Below are 16,818 nucleotides of genomic sequence, written 5' to 3' on the forward strand. Positions count from 1 at the left end.
GCGCTCATGTTGAATCGGCATACGGCCCGGCATCTTTGCACGGCTTCGGTTGACGAACTTTTCTTTTTCTTGAGAAATATTATATTATAACAATTCCGTATCAATCAGATGATAGACAACTTCAAGATTCAAGAGAGGAAAAGATGAAAAAATACAGCGCATTTGCTTTGGCTGCTTTGCTTGCAGCCGCTTCGGCACACGCCCACCGCGTGTGGGTGGAAACCGCCCATACCCACGGCGGCGAAATTTTGAAAGCGGAATTGGGTTATGGTGAGTTCCCCGATATGGAACCGATTGCCAAAGACCGTCTCCACATTTTCCGCAAGCCTATGCAGCTGATTACCGAAAAAGGCAAAGAAGATTTGGTGCAAAAAGGCGAGCATAATTATCAATACCAAAGCAAAAAAGCAGTGAAAGACGGCAGCTATCTGGTTACGGCCGAATACCAGCCTACGTTTTGGTCTAAAAACAAAGCAGGTTGGAAGCAGGCCAGCATTAAAGAAATGCCCGATGCCGATTATTGCGAACAAACCCGCATGTACGGCAAAAACATTGTGAATGTGGGCCATGAAAGTGCCGACACCAAAATCATTACTCGTCCGGTAGGCCAAGGTTTGGAAATCGTGCCGCTTGATAATCCTGCCAATATTCATGTGGGCGACCGCTTCAAGGTGCGCGTGTTGTTTAACGGCGAACCGCTGCCGGGTGCGGTGGTAACGGCCACTTTCGACGGTTTCGATAACAGCGACCGCAGCAAAACGCACAAAGTAGAGGCGCAGGCGTTTTACGATAAGGCGGGAGACGACGGCACGGTAGATATCATTCCGCTGCGTCAGGGTTTTTGGAAAGTGAACGTCGAGCATAAAGCCGATTTCCCTGATCAAAAAGTTTGTCAGAAACTCGCCAGCTACACCACGTTGACTTTCCAAATCGGCCATCAGGCGCATTAACGCATTAATCAATAGAGATTAATCGTTAATCCGAGCCAGAGCCTAAATAAAACCGCTTGCCGATATAACGGCAAGCGGTTTTTTCAGACGGCCTGAGCGTTTTATAAAATCAGGAAAAAAGCTTTAGGCCGTCTGAAAGCAGTTTGCGGACAACAAACAGGTCTCATAGGAAAGGATTGCCTATCCGCCCGCAGATAGGTTTGAGGCCGCCTGAAAAATCGTATTCAGACGGCCTGTTTGTACAACACTGAAAATGCTTATTCGGCGGAAGCAGAAGGCTCGGCTTGCTCGGTGTTTTCCGCAGCAACTTCAGGCTGGGCTTCGGCTTTTTTCGCTTCTGCCGCAGCTTTGCGCTCGGCTTGTGCGGCGAGGGCTTGCTGTACTGCCGGATGCTGTTGGGCAATGGCTTGCTCTTCGGCGCTCACTTCGCCTTTGAAGCGGTTGTTCAAATCGAAACGTTTGCCGCCGCGGGCCAAGGCTTTCAGGTAGCGCGGGCGGCGGCAGTGGTTTGCCAGCACGCGGGCAATCAGGGTGGGGTCGAATTGGGGCAGGGCGGTGACGAGATCTTGGTCGATGCCGACGGCCAAAGGTTTAAAGCGTTTGAACACATCGTATTTGTTGTAGATGTGATCGGCAATTATATCGGTTTGTTTCTTTTTGCTCATGGTTTGTACTGCGGTTTTGAGCGCAGCACCCAAAGCGGTTTCCTTCGTCATGTCGGTTTCCTGTGGGTAAAGCTTGTGTTTTGAAACGCCGGACTGAATGATCCGGCTTGCTCAAGGGCGGCGAACTTAAATGAGACGGTCAAATGGTAGGGCGCGGCTTTTACTGCGTTTGGAATCAATTTGACTATCCATATTCAGATGGCCTAAAGCTCAGGCCGTCTGAAAAGTGTTTGATAGGCCTGATTCCGGATGGTTCGCCACAAATATAAGATTTTGCGCATTTTATTATAAAGCGCAAATTTTTGCTAAGATTTTATATCTGTTTTTAATGAATTGAGAGGCCGTCTGAATGGTTTTCAGACGGCCTCGGTATATTCAGCTTCAACGGCGGACGATATCGGGCGTGCTCACGCTCACGTCGGCATTTTGGGCGCGGTGGCGCAGGGCATGGTCGATCAGCACCAGCGCGAGCATGGCCTCGGCAATCGGGGCGGCGCGCAGGCCGACGCAGGGGTCGTGGCGGCCGTGGGTGGCGAGTTCGACGGGATTGCCTTCGATGTCGATTGAGCGGCGCGGAGTGGCGATGCTGCTGGTGGGCTTGACGGCGATGTTGACGGCGATATCTTGGCCAGTGCTGATGCCGCCCAAGATGCCGCCGGCGTGGTTGGACAAGAAGCCTTCGGGGGTAAGCTCATCGCCGTGTTCGCTGCCGCGTTGGGTGATGCAGCCGAAGCCTGCGCCGATTTCCACGCCTTTGACGGCGTTAATCGACATCATGGCGTGGGCGATGTCGGCATCCAGCCGGTCGAATACGGGTTCGCCCAAGCCGACGGGAACGCTGCGGGCTTCGACGGCAAGTTTGGCACCGACGGAATCCAGCGATTTGCGCACGCTGTCCATATAGTTTTCCAACTCGGCTATTTGGCTTTGGTTGGCGGTGAAAAAGGGATTGTTGCCGATGTGTTCATAGCCTTCGAAGGCGATGGTTTTTTCGCCCACTTGGGTCACGTAGGCGGTGATTTCGGTGCCGAACTTTTCTTTCAGCCATTTTTTGGCAATCGCTCCGGCGGCAACGCGGGCGGCGGTTTCGCGGGCGGAGCTGCGGCCGCCGCCGCGGTAGTCGCGGATGCCGTATTTGTGCCAATAGGTGTAGTCGGCGTGGCCGGGGCGGAAACTTTGGGCGATGTTGCCGTAGTCTTTGCTGCGTTGGTCTGTGTTGCGGATGAGCAGGGCAATCGGGGTGCCGGTGGTTTTACCTTCAAATACGCCGGAAAGAATTTCCACTTCGTCGGCTTCGCGCCGTTGGGTAACGTGGCGGCTGGTGCCGGGTTTGCGGCGGTCGAGGTCGGTTTGGATGTCGGCGGCGCTTAATGAAAGCCCGGGCGGGCAGCCGTCGATGATGCAGCCTAATGCGGGGCCGTGGCTTTCGCCGAAAGTGGTTACGGTGAAGAGTTGTCCGAATGTATTGCCTGCCATGATTTTTTATGTGGGGAAAGTGGATACAGGCGGCAAGTGTAGCATAAAAGGCCGTCTGAAACGGAGTAGAGCGGGCAGAATCGCCGTATGCGTTTGGGAAAGAGTTTGCTGTAAAACACAAAACCGCTGCGGCTTTGTCGGTAGCGCAGCGGTTGCGGGTTTGGAATTTATCGGCTTATTCGGAGCGTGATTCTTGCAGCCATTGTTGAGCCGAAGCGGCATCGTCGAAATATTTGGGGTGCTGTTGGGTAAGCAGGCTGGAGAGGCGGGTGCCCAGTTTGATCCATACGTCGTCCACTACGATGGCGATGCGGCCGAAATCGTCTTCGTGTTCGCGCATGAATTTAAGCTGTTCCATCGCCATATCGATGGTGAAATCTTTGAGCATGCTTAAATCGAGCAGCATGTCGGGGCGGTGGATTTTTTGTGTGCATTCCAGTGCGGCACGTTCAAATTCGTAAAAGTCTTCCACTGTAAACTCGTTGTAGAGAGCCACATTCAAACCATAATCCTGTTCGCGGATGGAAATCATTATGCACTCCTTATCTGAATGGTTATTTGGATAATGTGAATTTGCGCAGCCGGGCAGGATTCAGGCTGCTCAAGATACCGCTTGCCACAATAATACCCATTCCCAGCACTTCCTGCCAGCTGATTTTATCGCCTAAAAACCATACGCCGGCGAGCGAGGAAAAGACAACTGCCAAATAAGAAAGAGATGCTACGGTGAATTTGTTGCCGACTTTGTAGGCGCGGGTCATGCACAGTTGGGCAATCATGGCGGAAAGGCCTATGCCGGTCAGGTAGGGCAGGGTTTGCCAAGTCAACGGATGCCAGCCGGTATATGTAGCCCATACGCTCGATAAAGCCATTCCGACCACAGAAAGGTAAAACACAATCCGCCAACCCGGTTCGCCCAGTAGCGAAAGTTCGCGCACGAGCAGATAAGCCCAAGCGGCAAGCAGGCCGCCGCACAGGCCGACTAAGGCGGCAAATTCCTGCCCGCTTTGAAAAGAAGGGTTGAGCAGCACGACTACGCCGATAAAGCCCAAAACCAGCACGGCCGCTGTGTAGGAAGAAATTTTTTCTTTCAAAACAATAAACGATAAAACGGCAAGAAAAATCGAGGAGGTGTAGCCGAGGGTTACACCTGTGGCTAAAGGCAGGTGCATGATGGCGTAAAAAATGCACAACATCCCCAAGGTGCCGGATACGCTGCGGTTCAAATGCGCTTTCCAATGCGGTGTGCGGAAACTTTTGCCTTGTGCTTTGGCGGTGATGCCGAGAAAAAGGGCGGCGAAGCCCATCCGCCAAAATACCAGCTCGCCTGTGCCCAGTGCGAATGTTTGCGATGCGCTTTTTACCAAAAGGTTCATCAGGGTAAAGCAGACGGCGGCGATGATTACCCAGCCTGAGCCGAGTGGGTCTTTGTATGGGGATCGGGTAGCGTTCATGGGTGTGCGGTTTAGGGAAAAAGGGCAGGCCGAGACCTTTGCAAAACCCCCATCTGCGGCGCATTTCTGCGTTGTGCGCTGCTCGCTCGTTTGCCTATCTAAATGATATGTCTGCACTCGCTGCGCTGCTACGCCTTGAACTGCATCCACATCTGAGGGTTTTGCAAAGGTCTCAGGCCGTCTGAAATTTTTCAGACGGCCTCTTGAGGGTGTGGTTAACTCGGGCATTTCAGCCCCAGCCATTTCATCGAGCCGTCGTGTTCCAACTCTTTAACGGTAAGGATGAAATCGCCGATGTGGATGCGGTCGCCTTCCACGGGTACATTGCCTTCAAAGCGTTTTTTAAACAGGCCGCTCAAGGTCAGGTTGCGTTCGTGTTCTTCCAGCCGCAAGCCGTAGGCATCGGCCAAATCGCCGGCGATGCTGGAGGGGTTAACCACAAATTCGCCGAAGAAGTCTAAATTGATCAGCGCCGATTGGCCTGTTTCGCAGAAGCGTTTGGCGAGCGTGTCCACCTGTTCGGGCGGCACGATATACCAAGCCACATCGCCGGCTTGCAAGCGGGTGTCGAATGTCAGCACTTCGCGTTTGTCGTTGCGGATGAGGGCGAAGCAGCGGGTGGAGAGCATACACAAATCCCGGGCCACTTCATCGGGGTGCTGCCCTTCGGCATCGGAGTCCGCCACCACTTCGTAAGCCAGCAGCGGCACCGATTCGCTTTCCGAAAGCCATATTTCGCGGCTGTCGGTCGGTTCGGGTTTGGGCGGTACGGTCACTTTCAACCAGCGGGCGACCACGGGAATGGTCGTTCCCTGAATCAGCAGCGACAAAATCACCACCGCAAACGCTACGTCAAACAGCAGCCGCGCATTGGGCACGCCCATTACCAGCGGCATCATCGCCAGCGTAATTGGCACCGCGCCGCGCAAGCCTACCCAGCTGATGTAGGCCATTTCGCGCATATTGTAGTGAAACTTCCAAATGCCGCTGGCCACTGCAATCGGGCGGGCGACCAGCATCAGAAACGCGGCGATGGCGAGGGCGTCCAAACCGTGTTCGAGAAGGCGCGTGGGCGTAACCAGCAAACCCAGCACCACAAACATACTGGCTTGTGCCAGCCATGCCAGGCCGTCCATCACGCGCAAAACGTGCTCGGTGGCGTGGCTGTGGCGGTTGCCGACGATAATGCCGGCCAGATAAACCGCCAAGAATCCGCTGCCGCCGATGAGGTTGGTAAACGCAAAAGTCAGCAGGCCGCCTGAAACAATCATCAAGGCATACAGACCTTCGGCCAAATTCAGACGCCGTGTTAACCGCGATAAAATTTTGCCGCCGATAAAGCCCAGCAGCAGGCCGAAGCCGAGTTGTTGCACCAGCAGCAGTAAGAATGGAAGAACGCCCGCTTCTTCGGGATTCATCGTCAGTGCAATCAAGGCCGTTACGAGGAAAATGGCCATCGGATCGTTCGCGCCCGATTCGATTTCCAGCGTGGCCTGCACCCGTTCGTTGAGGCGCACGCCGCTGTTGCGCAGCAGGCTGAATACCGCACCGGCGTCGGTAGAGCCGACGATGGCGGCCATCAAAATGCCCAAGCGCCAATCGACATTCATATAAAGTGTGGCGAAAATGCCCAGCAAGGCTACGGTGGCAATCACGCCCCAGCTGGCTAAGACGGACGCCGGTTTCAAAGCGATGCGGAAGCTGTCGAGTTTGGTGCGCAGGCCGCCGTCGAGCAGGATCACGGCCAGCGCGAGTTGCCCGATTAAGGTGGCGGTAACGAAATTGTCGAACGCGATGCCGCCGATGCCGTCTTCGCCCGCCAGCATGCCGACGCCGAGAAATACCAATAACAGCGGCAGCCCCAGCCGGGCCGAGAGCGTGGTCGAGATCACGCTGAGAAAGAGCAGCAGCCCCGTGATTAAGAATAAAGTGTTGATTCCGTCCATGATGGTGTGTGCGTTGTTTTGCTTATGTTTGATAGCGTAAAACGCTGCCATTTTAGCATAAAACAGTATTTTCCCCGACGAAGCAGGCGGGGCGGTTGGCACTGGCCATACCTTTTCAGACGGCCTCGATGCCATTGGTCGGGCCGTCTGAAAACAAATTTCCGAAATCGGCTATAATGCGCGCTATTTCAAACTTGTTGTTCAGGAAACACTATGGCTTTTGCCTCTCTTTTTACTCTGCTTGATGATATTGCTTCCGTGTTGGACGACGTGGCCGTGATGACGAAAATGGCTGCGAAAAAAACCGCCGGCGTGGTGGGCGACGATTTGGCTTTGAACGCCAACCAAGTTACCGGCGTGTCGGCCGACCGCGAGCTGCCGATTGTATGGGCGGTTGCCAAAGGCTCTTTGATTAATAAAGTGATTTTGGTGCCGGCGGCTTTGCTGCTGTCTATTTTTATTCCGTCGCTGATTAAGCCTTTGCTGGTAATCGGCGGCGCGTTTCTCTGTTTTGAAGGCGTGGAAAAGATACTGCACAAGTTTCTAAACAAACACAGTGGCGACGAAGCGCATGAAGCCGTTGGCGATGAAATCGTAGATGAAAAAACCAAAATCAAAGGCGCTATCCGCACGGATTTCATTTTGTCTGCCGAAATCATCATCATTGCGCTGGGCGTGGTGGGCAGCTTCGGCGTGCTGACCAAATCACTGGTGTTGTCGGTAATCGGCATCGGAATGACCGTGCTGGTGTACGGTTTGGTGGCCGGCATCGTGAAGATGGACGACTTCGGCATGTGGCTGATGAATAAAACCAATGCGTTAGCCCGCGCGGTAGGCAAAGGCATCATTTTGTTTATGCCGTGGTTTATGCGCGGCCTGAGCGTGGTCGGCATGTTGGCGATGTTTTTGGTGGGCGGCGGCATCATTGTCCACAACATCGACTTCGTACATCACCTGCTTGAAAAATACGGTGTGGTCGAAGGCTTGGCCAGCTACCCTGCCACGTTGTTGGTCGGCCTGCTGACCGGCGCGGCGGTGTGTGCGGTGGTGCTGCCGGTCATGAAAATGTTCAGTAAAAAAGCCGCACATTAAATATATGGTATGAAGGCCGTCTGAAAACTATATTTCAGACGGCCTCAAATCTTGATACGCCGATTAACCCGAATCATCACAACCCTATGAATGTTTTTGAAAAAGCTGACACCGTGTGGCAAAAGCCGTGGCTGTATTGGCCGCTGTTGCCGGCCATTGCCCTTGCAACGCCTTTGACGTTTGCGCCGTATTATCATTTTTGGCTGATGCCTTTGCTGTTCGGCGCTCTGATCAAGCTTACCGAGCTGCGTCCGCAATATGCGGCGAGAAGTGCTTATCTGTTTGGATTGATCGGCTATACCGCCCAGTTTTACTGGATTCATACCGCGCTGCATACCGTGTCGGGGCTGCCGAACCTGTATGCCGTGCCGCTTACTTTTCTGCTGCCCGCATTTCTGGCGCTGTATCCCGCGGTGGCGTTTTGGCTGGCCAACAAATTTAATGTGTCGCGCACCGTGCGCATCGGCTTGGTGATTCCGCTGGTGTGGACGCTCACCGAGTTTGCCCGCGAGCGTTTGCTCACCGGCTTTGCATGGGGCGCGCTCGGGTATTCCCAAATTGCCGATTTCAGCCCGCTGGCCGGTTTCGCGCCTTTGGGCGGCATTCATTTGGTAACGTTGGCAACTGCTTTAACAGGCGCATGGCTGGTGTTGCTGCTGGACGGCAAAAGAGGCCGTCTGAAACAGCGTGCCGTGGCAGCGGGCGCATTGGTGGCGGTGCTGTCGGCAGGCTATATTGGCAAACAGATTGAATTTACCCGCCCCGACGGCAGCTCTGCCACCGTGGCGTTGGCTCAAGGGAATATTCCGCAAACGCTGAAATGGACGCCCGAGCAGTTTTTCCCCACGGTCAAACGCTATTACGAGCAGGTTGCCGGCAGCCGAGCCGACATCGTGATTCTGCCGGAAACCGCCATTCCGATGATGCGTCAGGATTTGCCGCAAGGTCTGATAGACCAGTTTGCCGCCCGCGCCAAAGCCAACGGCAGCGCATTGGCAATCGGTATCAGCCAATACACTTCAGACGGCCTCGGTTATGAAAACGCGGTTATCAATCTTACCGATTATCAGCCGGAACGACCCGACCACATTCCGTATTACGCCAAAAACCATCTCGTGCCGTTCGGCGAATACAAACCCCTGCCGTGGCTTACCGAGCCTCTGTACCAATTGATGAACATGCCTTTGGCCGACTTCAAGCGCGGCGGCGATGCCCAAACGCCGTTTCAGATGGCCAACCAAAAAGTCGCGTTCAATATCTGCTATGAAGACGGTTTCGGCGACGAATTAATCGCATCCGCCAAACAATCCACGCTGCTCGCCAATGCCAGCAATATGGCGTGGTACGGAAAATCCAACGCCATGTTCCAGCATTTGCAGCAGTCGCAAGCACGGTCTATGGAGTTGGGGCGTTATATGGTGCGCTCCACCAACACCGGCGCCACTGCGATTATCGACCCCAAAGGCCGAATCGTCAGCCAGACCGTGCCGGATACCGAAGCCGTATTGGAAGGCAAGATCGAAGGCTATACTGGCGAAACCCCTTACATGAAGATGGGCGGTTCGCTGCCCTTAATCATCTTGCTCGGTCTTGCCGCAGCGGTATTGTTTGCCGCAGGAAAACGGCGCAGATAAAGGCTTTCAAGACGGCCTCAACCTTTATTAACAGCCTGCATGGTGTTGCGGTATCCATCGAAAACCGAAAATATACAGGCTGTCTGAAACGATAAATCCACACAGCGTGTATAATCTGTGCTTTAATGCGGAACTAATCCTGATAGAAGTACTCAAATATTTTAAATCAATCAAATTTAAAAAAATACAAAATTTTACCTATTATGTATTGAATGTGTACACGATAATTCTGTTTAATAAGAAAGCCGGGTATCCGGTAAACCACAGAGGCTCAGGCATCCGCCGAAAGTCTTGCACAATATAATATAAGGAAAGCCAACTAATGACAATGAATAACGCCTTTGCATTACCCGTCCCCAGCGGTCATGGTAGCTTGGAGCAGTACATTCATACCGTAAACAGTATTCCTATGCTTTCTGCCGAAGAAGAAACCAATCTGGCAGAGCGACAACAAAAAGGCGACCTTGAAGCCGCCAAACAACTGATTCTTTCCCACCTGCGCGTAGTCGTATCGATTGCACGCGGTTACGATGGTTACGGTCTTAACCAAGCCGACCTGATTCAAGAAGGCAACATCGGCCTGATGAAAGCGGTGAAACGCTTCGAGCCGACTCGCGGCGCACGCCTGTTTTCATTTGCCGTACATTGGATCAAAGCAGAAATTCACGAGTTTATTTTGCGCAACTGGCGCTTGGTGCGTGTTGCTACCACCAAACCGCAACGCAAACTGTTTTTCAATCTGCGCAGCATGCGTAAAAACCTGAATGCCCTGTCGCCGAAAGAAGCACAGGAAATCGCCGACGATTTGGGTGTGAAACTGTCGGAAGTGCTGGAAATGGAACAACGCATGACCGGTCGCGACATCGGCATTTTGGCGGAAAACAGCGACGATGAAGACAGCTTCGCGCCGATTGACTGGCTGGCCGACAACGACAGCGAGCCGACCCGGCAAATCGAGCAGAAAGCTCACTACGCTTTGCAAACCGAAGGCCTGCAAAACGCCTTGGCCAAACTCGACGACCGCAGCCGCCGCATCGTAGAAACCCGCTGGCTGCAAGACGACGGCGGTTTGACGCTGCACGATTTGGCTGCCGAATACGGCGTGTCTGCCGAGCGTATCCGTCAGATTGAAGCCAAAGCCATGCAGAAACTGCGCGGTTTTCTGACTGAAGACGCGGAAGCAACTGTTTAAGATTTAATGTTTGAATGATGTAAAAAGGCCGTCTGAATTTTCAGACGGCCTTTGTTGTATCAGGGCTTATTTGCCTGCGGTTGCCAAGCCGGCCAAGTCTTTATCCACATGATACAAGCCCTTGCCGTCGTCGCCGACCAGATTGATTTTGTCCAAAATCGATTTAAACAAACGCTCTTCTTCGTGCTGCTCCGAGACATACCATTGCAGGAAGTTGAAAGACGAATAATCTTTTTCGGTAAAGGTTGCTTCTACCAATTCATTGATTTTCTTGGTAATCGTTTTTTCGTGTTTGTACACGGCCTCAAACATTTCCTTCAAACCTTTATAGTTGGTTTTCGGTGCGGGAATCGTGCCGATTTCAGGCATGGCGCCGGTTTCGCTCAAATAATCAAACAGGCGGTGCATATGCTGCATTTCTTCGGCGGCATGGGCTTTCAAAAATGCCGCCGCGCCTTCAAAGCCTTTGCTGTCGGCCCAAGCAGACATTTGCAGGTAAACGTTGGAAGAATAAAACTCAAGATTCAGCTGTTCGTTTAAGTGTTTGACGATTTTTTCAGACAACATAACATCACTCCTTTGTAAAGGGTTGAGGGGAAATGGTTGAAAAACGGTGCGGTGGTGTGTGCAATAGGGCGGGCAGCATTGTTAAAAATGCGTCCGAGAAGATTGTTGTTATCGGCTAAGTTTTTATGAACTGCGTTGGCGTGGTAAGGCGATGATTCCGCTTTTATCTTTGAGTGTTATGGCGCCGGAAATATCCGTACATGCAAAGATAACACATTCAGGTTAATTAAAAAATGATATGGGTTATCATTTGATTAAAGTTGGGTAAGCGTTTTGAAAAATACCGGTCGTGGGATGTGGTGATTTGAGGCCGTCTGAATTTTCAGACGGCCTGTTTTATGTTGGGCATATTTGGCATTTAGTGAGCATAGCCGTTTGAACCGAGAAACGTGCGGCTACTTTTTTTGGCGTTTCGAGCGCGGGTGGGTGTCGTCGTACACTTTCGCCAAATGGTCGAAATCGAGCTTGGTGTAAATTTGCGTGGTAGATAAATTGCTGTGGCCGAGTAGCTCTTGCACGGCTCTGATGTTTTGCGCCGATTGGAGGATGTGGCTGGCGTAGCTGTGCCGCAGCATGTGCGGGGAAATGTGTTGCGGGCTGCCTTGCGTTAAGGCCCAATCGCGCAGGCGGTTGCGAATCTGGCGGACGCTGAGGCGCTGGCCTAAGCGGTTGGTAAACAAAGCGGTTTCATTATCTTTGGCAACGCGCTGCGGCAGATAGGCTTCTATCGCTTCAATGCTTTTGGCGGTTAAAGGCACGCGGCGCTGTTTGCTGCCTTTGCCTGTCACGCTTACCCAGCCTTCTTGCAGCAAAACATCGCTTAGATTCAAAGCGTTGACTTCGCCGACACGCAGTCCGCTGCCATACATCAATTCAAACAAAGCATGGTCGCGCACGCTGAGTGCTTCGTCGCACACATGCTGGTCGAGCAGGTGGTTCAGCATTTCCTGCTCCAAGGCTTTGGGTAGGCGTTCGGGGGCTTTGGGGGCTTTGAGCGTTTCGGTAGGGTCGGCGGCCATCAAGCCTTGTTGGACCAGCCATCCGCAATATTGCCGCCAAGCCGAAAGTTTGCGCGCCATGCTTCGTTCGCCGGTGTTTTGTTGTGAAAGGCTTTTCAAGGCGGCGACAAAATGTTTGCGCGCGGCAGGTTCTTGACCGCAGTCGGTGGGGAGCAGGGTGGCCAGTTGCGTTAAGTCGCGGCGGTAAGCGGCTACCGTGTGAGCGGATTTGCCTTGCTGGACTAGCGTTTGAAGATAGTCGTCTTGATGGTCGAACAAGCGGGAAAGCTGCATGATAGGGTTCGGGTAAAACAGGAAGCAGATAGGCGCATTGTACTGCTTGGAAGCGGCGCAGCGTAAGCGGTATGTGATGCCGGATAAAAGGCTTGATTTAAGATGAGCCCGAAACCTTTACAAAACCCCCATCTGCGGCGCATTTCTGCGTTGTGCGCTGCTCGCTCGTTTGCCTATCTATATGATATGTCTGCACTCGCTGTGCTGCTACGCCTTGAACTGCATCCACATCTGAGGGCTTTGCAAAGGTCTCAGGCCGTCTGAAAATGTTTTTCAGACGGCCTCATCATGCCATACCTTATTTCAGTATGTTTTTAATCACACCCATCACGCTGCGTGAAATGGCACGGGTAACTTGCTTGTTGATCTGATCGCCCACGCTGTCGGCCAAATCATATGCCACACCTTGATTGGCTTTTTTGCGGCTGCCGAACAAACCGCCCAAGAAGCCGCCGACTACGCCGTCTTTCTGCGGCTGTGCGGCGGTTGTTTTCTCCGCTTGGGCCTGCTCTTTCGCCGCGGCTTCGGCCTGCTTGGCTTCGGCTTGCTGCTGCTCCAACTCCGCCAATGCTTCGTAGGCCGAGTAGTTGTCGACCATATCTTTGTAGTGGCGGTAGAGAATATCTTTTTGGAACTTCTCGTCGCGTTCGGAGGCGGCCAGCGGGGTCAAGTTGGATTGCGGCGGCAACACAAGCGCACGATCCACCGGCATCGGCATGCCTTTTTCATCCAAAAACGACACCAGCGCCTCGCCTACGCCAAGCTCGGCAATCGCTTCCACCACGTTCACATTCGGATTGGTGCGGAAAGTTTCGGCGGCGGCTTTCACGGCTTTTTGGTCGCGCGGCGTGAATGCCCGCAAAGCGTGTTGCACGCGGTTGCCGAGCTGCCCCAAAATCGTGTCGGGCAGATCGAGCGGGTTTTGGGTAACGAAATACACGCCCACGCCTTTCGAGCGGATCAGGCGCACCACTTGTTCGATTTGCTCCACCAGCGCGGCGGGGGCGTTGTCGAACAGCAAATGCGCTTCGTCAAAAAACATCACGAATTTCGGTTTGTCCAAATCACCCACTTCCGGCAGGGTTTCAAACAGTTCCGCCAACATCCACAGCAGAAACGCGCTATACATGCGCGGCGAACGCATCAGTTTTTCGGAATTCAGAATATTGATCACCCCTTTGCTGCCTTCGGTCTGCATCCAGTCTTCCAGATTCAGCGCAGGCTCGCCGAACAGGTTTGCCGCCCCTTCGTTTTCGAGTGTCAGCAATTGCCGCTGCACCGCGCCGACGCTGGCGGGCGATACGTTACCGTATTGGCTGCGGTATTCGGCGGCATTATCGGCAACGTGTTTGAGCATGCCGCGCAAGTCTTTCAAATCAATCAGATGCCAACCGTTATCGTCGGCGACGCGGAACACCAGATTGAGCAAACCTTCCTGCGTGTCGTTCAGGTTCATCAAACGTGCGAGCAGCATCGGCCCCATTTCGGAAATGGTTACGCGCACAGGAATGCCGGTTTCGCCGAATACATCCCAAAAACGCACGGGAAAGCCTTGTAGCCAGCCGCTGTCCAAACCGAATTCGGCAATGCGCTCGGCTACTTTACCGCTGTCGCTGCCTGCGTTCACGATGCCCGACAAATCGCCTTTCACATCGGCCAAAAACACGGGAATGCCCGCTTCGCTGAAGGCTTCGGCCATGCGGCGCAGGGTAACGGTTTTGCCTGTGCCGGTCGCTCCGGCGATCAGGCCGTGGCGGTTGGCCATTTTGCCTTGTATTTTCAGCGTGTTGCCGTCTGAACGGGCGATGGGGAAAGTGGTCATCAGAATGTCCTTGATAGGTTGAATGAAGATGCACATATTGTCTTATGAATCGGTTCAAGGCGCAAACGGCTCTTCAGTGATGTTTGCTGTCTCGATTACTAAAATGTGTTGATTGGTTACAGCGGTTTTTCAGACGGCCTGACGGCCATTTGAAGAATTGAGGGGGCATGCAGATGAATAAAGACCTGAGACCTTTGCAAAACTCCCAAATGTGGATGCAGTTTAAGGCGTAGCAGCACAGCGAGTGCAGACATATCATATAGATAGGCAAACGAGCGAGCAGCGCACAACGCAGAAATGCGCCGCAGATGGGGGTTTTGCAAAGGTCTCGACCTTTCAAAGGTCGAATCTGTAGCGAAAGCGCAGCGCGCAAAAATAGAGGCCATCTGAAATCAAGCAGATGGCCTTAAAAAAAGAATCGATGAAAAGGAATGTAAACCGGCTGAATTAACGGCCTTGCTACGAAACAAATCTTAACAAAGATAAACAAATAGTGCAACTATTTTTTACAGTATTATGTTGATTTTTACATTTTGGCGAAAATTTTAACGGTTTAGTCGTCTCAATCACCCATTTCGGCCAGCAACTCGGCTTGATGTTCCGCTATTAAAGCGGTGGTCAGCTCTTCCAAATCGCCGTCCATAATAAAATCGAGTTTATGCAGGGTTAGGTTGATGCGGTGGTCGGTTACGCGGCCCTGCGGATAGTTGTATGTGCGGATACGTTCGCTGCGGTCGCCGCTGCCGATGAGGCTTTTACGTTCCGCTGCTTCTTTGGCTTGGGCTTCGCGTTTTTGCGCATCATTCAAGCGCGCGGCCAACACTTTCATGGCTTGCGCTTTGTTGCTGTGTTGCGAGCGCCCGTCTTGGCATTCCACCACCATGCCGGTCGGCAAGTGGGTGATGCGCACGGCAGAATCGGTTTTGTTGATGTGCTGGCCGCCGGCGCCTGATGCGCGGAAGGTATCGATGCGCAAATCGGCAGGATTGAGCTGGATTTCTTCCAATTCGTCGGCTTCGGGCATCACGGCTACGGTACAGGCTGAAGTGTGGATGCGCCCTTGGCTTTCGGTGGCGGGAACACGTTGTACGCGGTGGCCGCCCGATTCAAATTTCAGTTTGCTGTAAGCACCTAAGCCGACAATACGGGCAATCACTTCTTTATAGCCGCCCAAGTCGCTTTCGTTGGCGGAAACGATTTCTACCTGCCAGCGGCTACGTTCGGCAAAGCGGCTGTACATTCTTAGCAGGTCGCCGGCAAACAGCGCAGCTTCATCACCGCCGGTACCTGCGCGGACTTCGATGAAGATGTTTTTGTCGTCGTCGGCATCTTTCGGCAACAGCAGTTTTTGCAATTCTGTATCCAAAGTTTCGATTTTCGCTTTGGCGTTTTCGATTTCTTCGGCGGCAAATTCTTTCATTTCCGGGTCAGATAGCATTTCTTCCGCTTCCGCCAAATCGCTTTGCGCCTGAGTATATTGATGGAAGACTTCTACCACAGGCGTGATTTCCGCATGTTCGCGGGTCAGCTTGCGGTAATTGTCCATATCTTCGGTGGCTTCCGGCTGGCCGAGCAGGTGGGTAACTTCTTCGAGGCGGTCGGCCAGTTGTTGGAGTTTGTCCAAAATTGATGGTTTCATAGTGTTTTCCGGTAAAGGCCGTCTGAAAATAAGGGGAAGTCTGACCAAGCACACGAATCAAGAATCTGACTTCGATGATGGAGATAAAATTTTCAGACGGCCTGAAATGCTTAAGATATCGATAAAAGTCTTTTGGGGAAAACCGTTGTTTTGCTATGTGCAGATTCTTGCACGGGCAAAATGGCGGTTGATTGTTTGACAAAAGCTTTACCGATTTCCGTATCTGCGGGTATTTTTATCTGATTTAAACAGGCAGTTCATTAAAGCTGTTTTTTGATAAATAAAAAAGCCAGCTAACGCTTAGCTGACTTTTTTATTTATTGTTGGTCGGAGTGAAAGGATTCGAACCTTCGACCCCTTGCACCCCATGCAAGTGCGCTACCAGACTGCGCCACACTCCGACTCGAAAAGAGAACGGGATTATAAAGTCACATTACTCAACTGGCAAGTGTTTTTTCAATTTCACCCAGCATTTTTTGCAGTTCATCCCGCATTTCATCGGCTTGAATGGCAGGGTTGCCTTCTGCATCCAGTGCGTTATGGGTAAAAGTATCTACAAAAGGGGTAAACGTGTCTTTGAGCTTGATCAGCTTTAATACGTCGGAACGGGTATAGTTATTGCCGCCGTAGCCTACTACCACGCCGTTTTCATGCTGCCATTGAGAAAATTGTGCAGGGCTGATTTGCACCAGTTCGCACATTTCGTTCAGGCTGAAATAGCGTTTGGCCGGAATAACGGGGATGGTATTAACGTTGTTTGTCATAGTAGTGCTCCACCATGCCTTTGAGTTTTTGGCTTGCATGGAAAGTAACGACTCTGCGGGCGGTAATCGGCACTTCTTCGCCGGTTTTGGGGTTGCGGCCGGGGCGTTGCGGTTTGTCGCGCAGCTGGAAGTTGCCGAATCCGGAAATTTTAATTTCTTCGCCACGGGCTAAGGTGGCGCGGATTTCTTCAAAAAAGAGTTCGACGATTTCTTTGGCATCGTTTTTGGTTACGCTGCTTACTTTTTCTACCAAAATATCTGCCAATTCGGCTTTCGTTAATGTCATATTATTACCTTCGTTTTTCAATAGGTGGGGATTATTACT

At 52.4% G+C, this 16,818-nt stretch carries 18 protein-coding genes and 1 tRNA gene; 6 read left to right on the forward strand and 13 right to left on the reverse strand.

Translation table 11 applies throughout. From position 1 onward, the window contains the following. Positions 1–143 precede the first annotated feature (143 nt). Entirely contained in the window at positions 144–950 is an 807-nt protein-coding gene (locus CKV66_RS04845) for a DUF4198 domain-containing protein (RefSeq protein WP_085363900.1), read from the forward strand. A 257-nt stretch (positions 951–1,207) separates the two neighbouring features. Here the strand turns inward: CKV66_RS04845 and CKV66_RS04850 are convergent, their stop codons facing one another. From CKV66_RS04850 to CKV66_RS04865, 4 genes are all read right to left on the reverse strand, one after another. Further along, entirely contained in the window at positions 1,208–1,666 is a 459-nt protein-coding gene (locus tag CKV66_RS04850) for a ProQ/FINO family protein (protein ID WP_085363899.1), read from the reverse strand. A gap of 330 nt (positions 1,667–1,996) precedes the next feature. Continuing rightward, on the reverse strand, positions 1,997–3,091 hold the full coding sequence (gene aroC / locus CKV66_RS04855; RefSeq protein ID WP_085363898.1) for a chorismate synthase: 1,095 nt from the start codon (positions 3,089–3,091) through the stop codon (positions 1,997–1,999). Between the two features lie 175 nt (positions 3,092–3,266). Next, complete coding sequence (locus CKV66_RS04860; protein WP_085363897.1) at positions 3,267–3,623, reverse strand: SpoIIAA family protein; 357 nt, start codon at positions 3,621–3,623, stop codon at positions 3,267–3,269. Positions 3,624–3,645: 22 nt separating this feature from the next. Continuing rightward, positions 3,646–4,545, reverse strand: a complete 900-nt coding sequence (locus tag CKV66_RS04865) for a DMT family transporter (protein WP_085363896.1) — start codon at positions 4,543–4,545, stop codon at positions 3,646–3,648. 2 nt (positions 4,546–4,547) lie between these two features. Between CKV66_RS04865 and CKV66_RS12520 the strand changes: the two genes are divergently transcribed. After that, a complete protein-coding gene (locus tag CKV66_RS12520; protein ID WP_231990523.1) occupies positions 4,548–4,730 on the forward strand; it encodes a lipoprotein signal peptidase in 183 nt (60 codons plus the stop codon). Between the two features lie 30 nt (positions 4,731–4,760). On the opposite strand, the gene CKV66_RS04875 is transcribed toward CKV66_RS12520, so the two are convergent. Next, positions 4,761–6,491 (reverse strand): potassium/proton antiporter, encoded by a 1,731-nt coding sequence (locus CKV66_RS04875; protein WP_085363918.1) that lies wholly within the window; start codon positions 6,489–6,491, stop codon positions 4,761–4,763. A 213-nt stretch (positions 6,492–6,704) separates the two neighbouring features. Between CKV66_RS04875 and CKV66_RS04880 the strand changes: the two genes are divergently transcribed. From CKV66_RS04880 to rpoH, 3 genes are all read left to right on the forward strand, one after another. Further along, positions 6,705–7,583: a DUF808 domain-containing protein gene (locus tag CKV66_RS04880; protein WP_085363895.1), complete on the forward strand. Its 879-nt coding sequence runs from the start codon at positions 6,705–6,707 to the stop codon at positions 7,581–7,583. A gap of 86 nt (positions 7,584–7,669) precedes the next feature. Then, the gene (gene lnt / locus CKV66_RS04885) at positions 7,670–9,217 is read left to right on the forward strand and encodes an apolipoprotein N-acyltransferase (RefSeq protein ID WP_085363894.1); all 1,548 of its coding nucleotides are present in this window, start codon (positions 7,670–7,672) and stop codon (positions 9,215–9,217) included. A 328-nt stretch (positions 9,218–9,545) separates the two neighbouring features. Then, positions 9,546–10,409 (forward strand): RNA polymerase sigma factor RpoH, encoded by an 864-nt coding sequence (gene rpoH, locus CKV66_RS04890; RefSeq protein WP_085363893.1) that lies wholly within the window; start codon positions 9,546–9,548, stop codon positions 10,407–10,409. 66 nt (positions 10,410–10,475) lie between these two features. Here the strand turns inward: rpoH and ftnA are convergent, their stop codons facing one another. Together ftnA and CKV66_RS04900 are read right to left on the reverse strand one after the other, a co-directional pair. After that, positions 10,476–10,976, reverse strand: a complete 501-nt coding sequence (gene ftnA, locus CKV66_RS04895) for a non-heme ferritin (RefSeq protein ID WP_085363892.1) — start codon at positions 10,974–10,976, stop codon at positions 10,476–10,478. A gap of 395 nt (positions 10,977–11,371) precedes the next feature. Further along, the gene (locus CKV66_RS04900) at positions 11,372–12,268 is read right to left on the reverse strand and encodes a tyrosine-type recombinase/integrase (RefSeq protein ID WP_085363891.1); all 897 of its coding nucleotides are present in this window, start codon (positions 12,266–12,268) and stop codon (positions 11,372–11,374) included. A 102-nt stretch (positions 12,269–12,370) separates the two neighbouring features. Between CKV66_RS04900 and CKV66_RS12525 the strand changes: the two genes are divergently transcribed. Continuing rightward, the gene (locus CKV66_RS12525) at positions 12,371–12,532 is read left to right on the forward strand and encodes a lipoprotein signal peptidase (RefSeq protein ID WP_085363890.1); all 162 of its coding nucleotides are present in this window, start codon (positions 12,371–12,373) and stop codon (positions 12,530–12,532) included. A gap of 34 nt (positions 12,533–12,566) precedes the next feature. Here CKV66_RS12525 and CKV66_RS04910 read toward each other — a convergent pair whose 3' ends face one another. From CKV66_RS04910 to CKV66_RS04935, 6 genes are all read right to left on the reverse strand, one after another. Next, positions 12,567–14,090 carry a helicase HerA-like domain-containing protein gene (locus CKV66_RS04910; protein ID WP_085363889.1) on the reverse strand — a complete coding sequence of 508 codons (1,524 nt, stop codon included), beginning with the start codon at positions 14,088–14,090 and terminating at the stop codon, positions 12,567–12,569. Between the two features lie 116 nt (positions 14,091–14,206). After that, entirely contained in the window at positions 14,207–14,413 is a 207-nt protein-coding gene (locus CKV66_RS12530; RefSeq protein WP_095197905.1) for a lipoprotein signal peptidase, read from the reverse strand. A gap of 239 nt (positions 14,414–14,652) precedes the next feature. Beyond that, a complete protein-coding gene (gene prfA, locus CKV66_RS04920) occupies positions 14,653–15,729 on the reverse strand; it encodes a peptide chain release factor 1 (protein WP_085363888.1) in 1,077 nt (358 codons plus the stop codon). A gap of 324 nt (positions 15,730–16,053) precedes the next feature. Next, positions 16,054–16,130: transfer RNA gene (locus CKV66_RS04925), tRNA-Pro, on the reverse strand. Between the two features lie 36 nt (positions 16,131–16,166). Then, a complete protein-coding gene (locus CKV66_RS04930) occupies positions 16,167–16,493 on the reverse strand; it encodes a hypothetical protein (protein ID WP_085363887.1) in 327 nt (108 codons plus the stop codon). Beyond that, positions 16,477–16,779, reverse strand: coding sequence for an integration host factor subunit alpha (locus CKV66_RS04935; RefSeq protein ID WP_054598949.1), 303 nt, complete (start codon positions 16,777–16,779; stop codon positions 16,477–16,479). Before CKV66_RS04935 ends, CKV66_RS04930 begins: the two co-directional genes overlap by 17 nt. Positions 16,780–16,818: the final 39 nt, after the last annotated feature.

Origin of the sequence: Neisseria zoodegmatis (assembly GCF_900187305.1) — a bacterium.
Classification (GTDB): domain Bacteria; phylum Pseudomonadota; class Gammaproteobacteria; order Burkholderiales; family Neisseriaceae; genus Neisseria; species Neisseria zoodegmatis.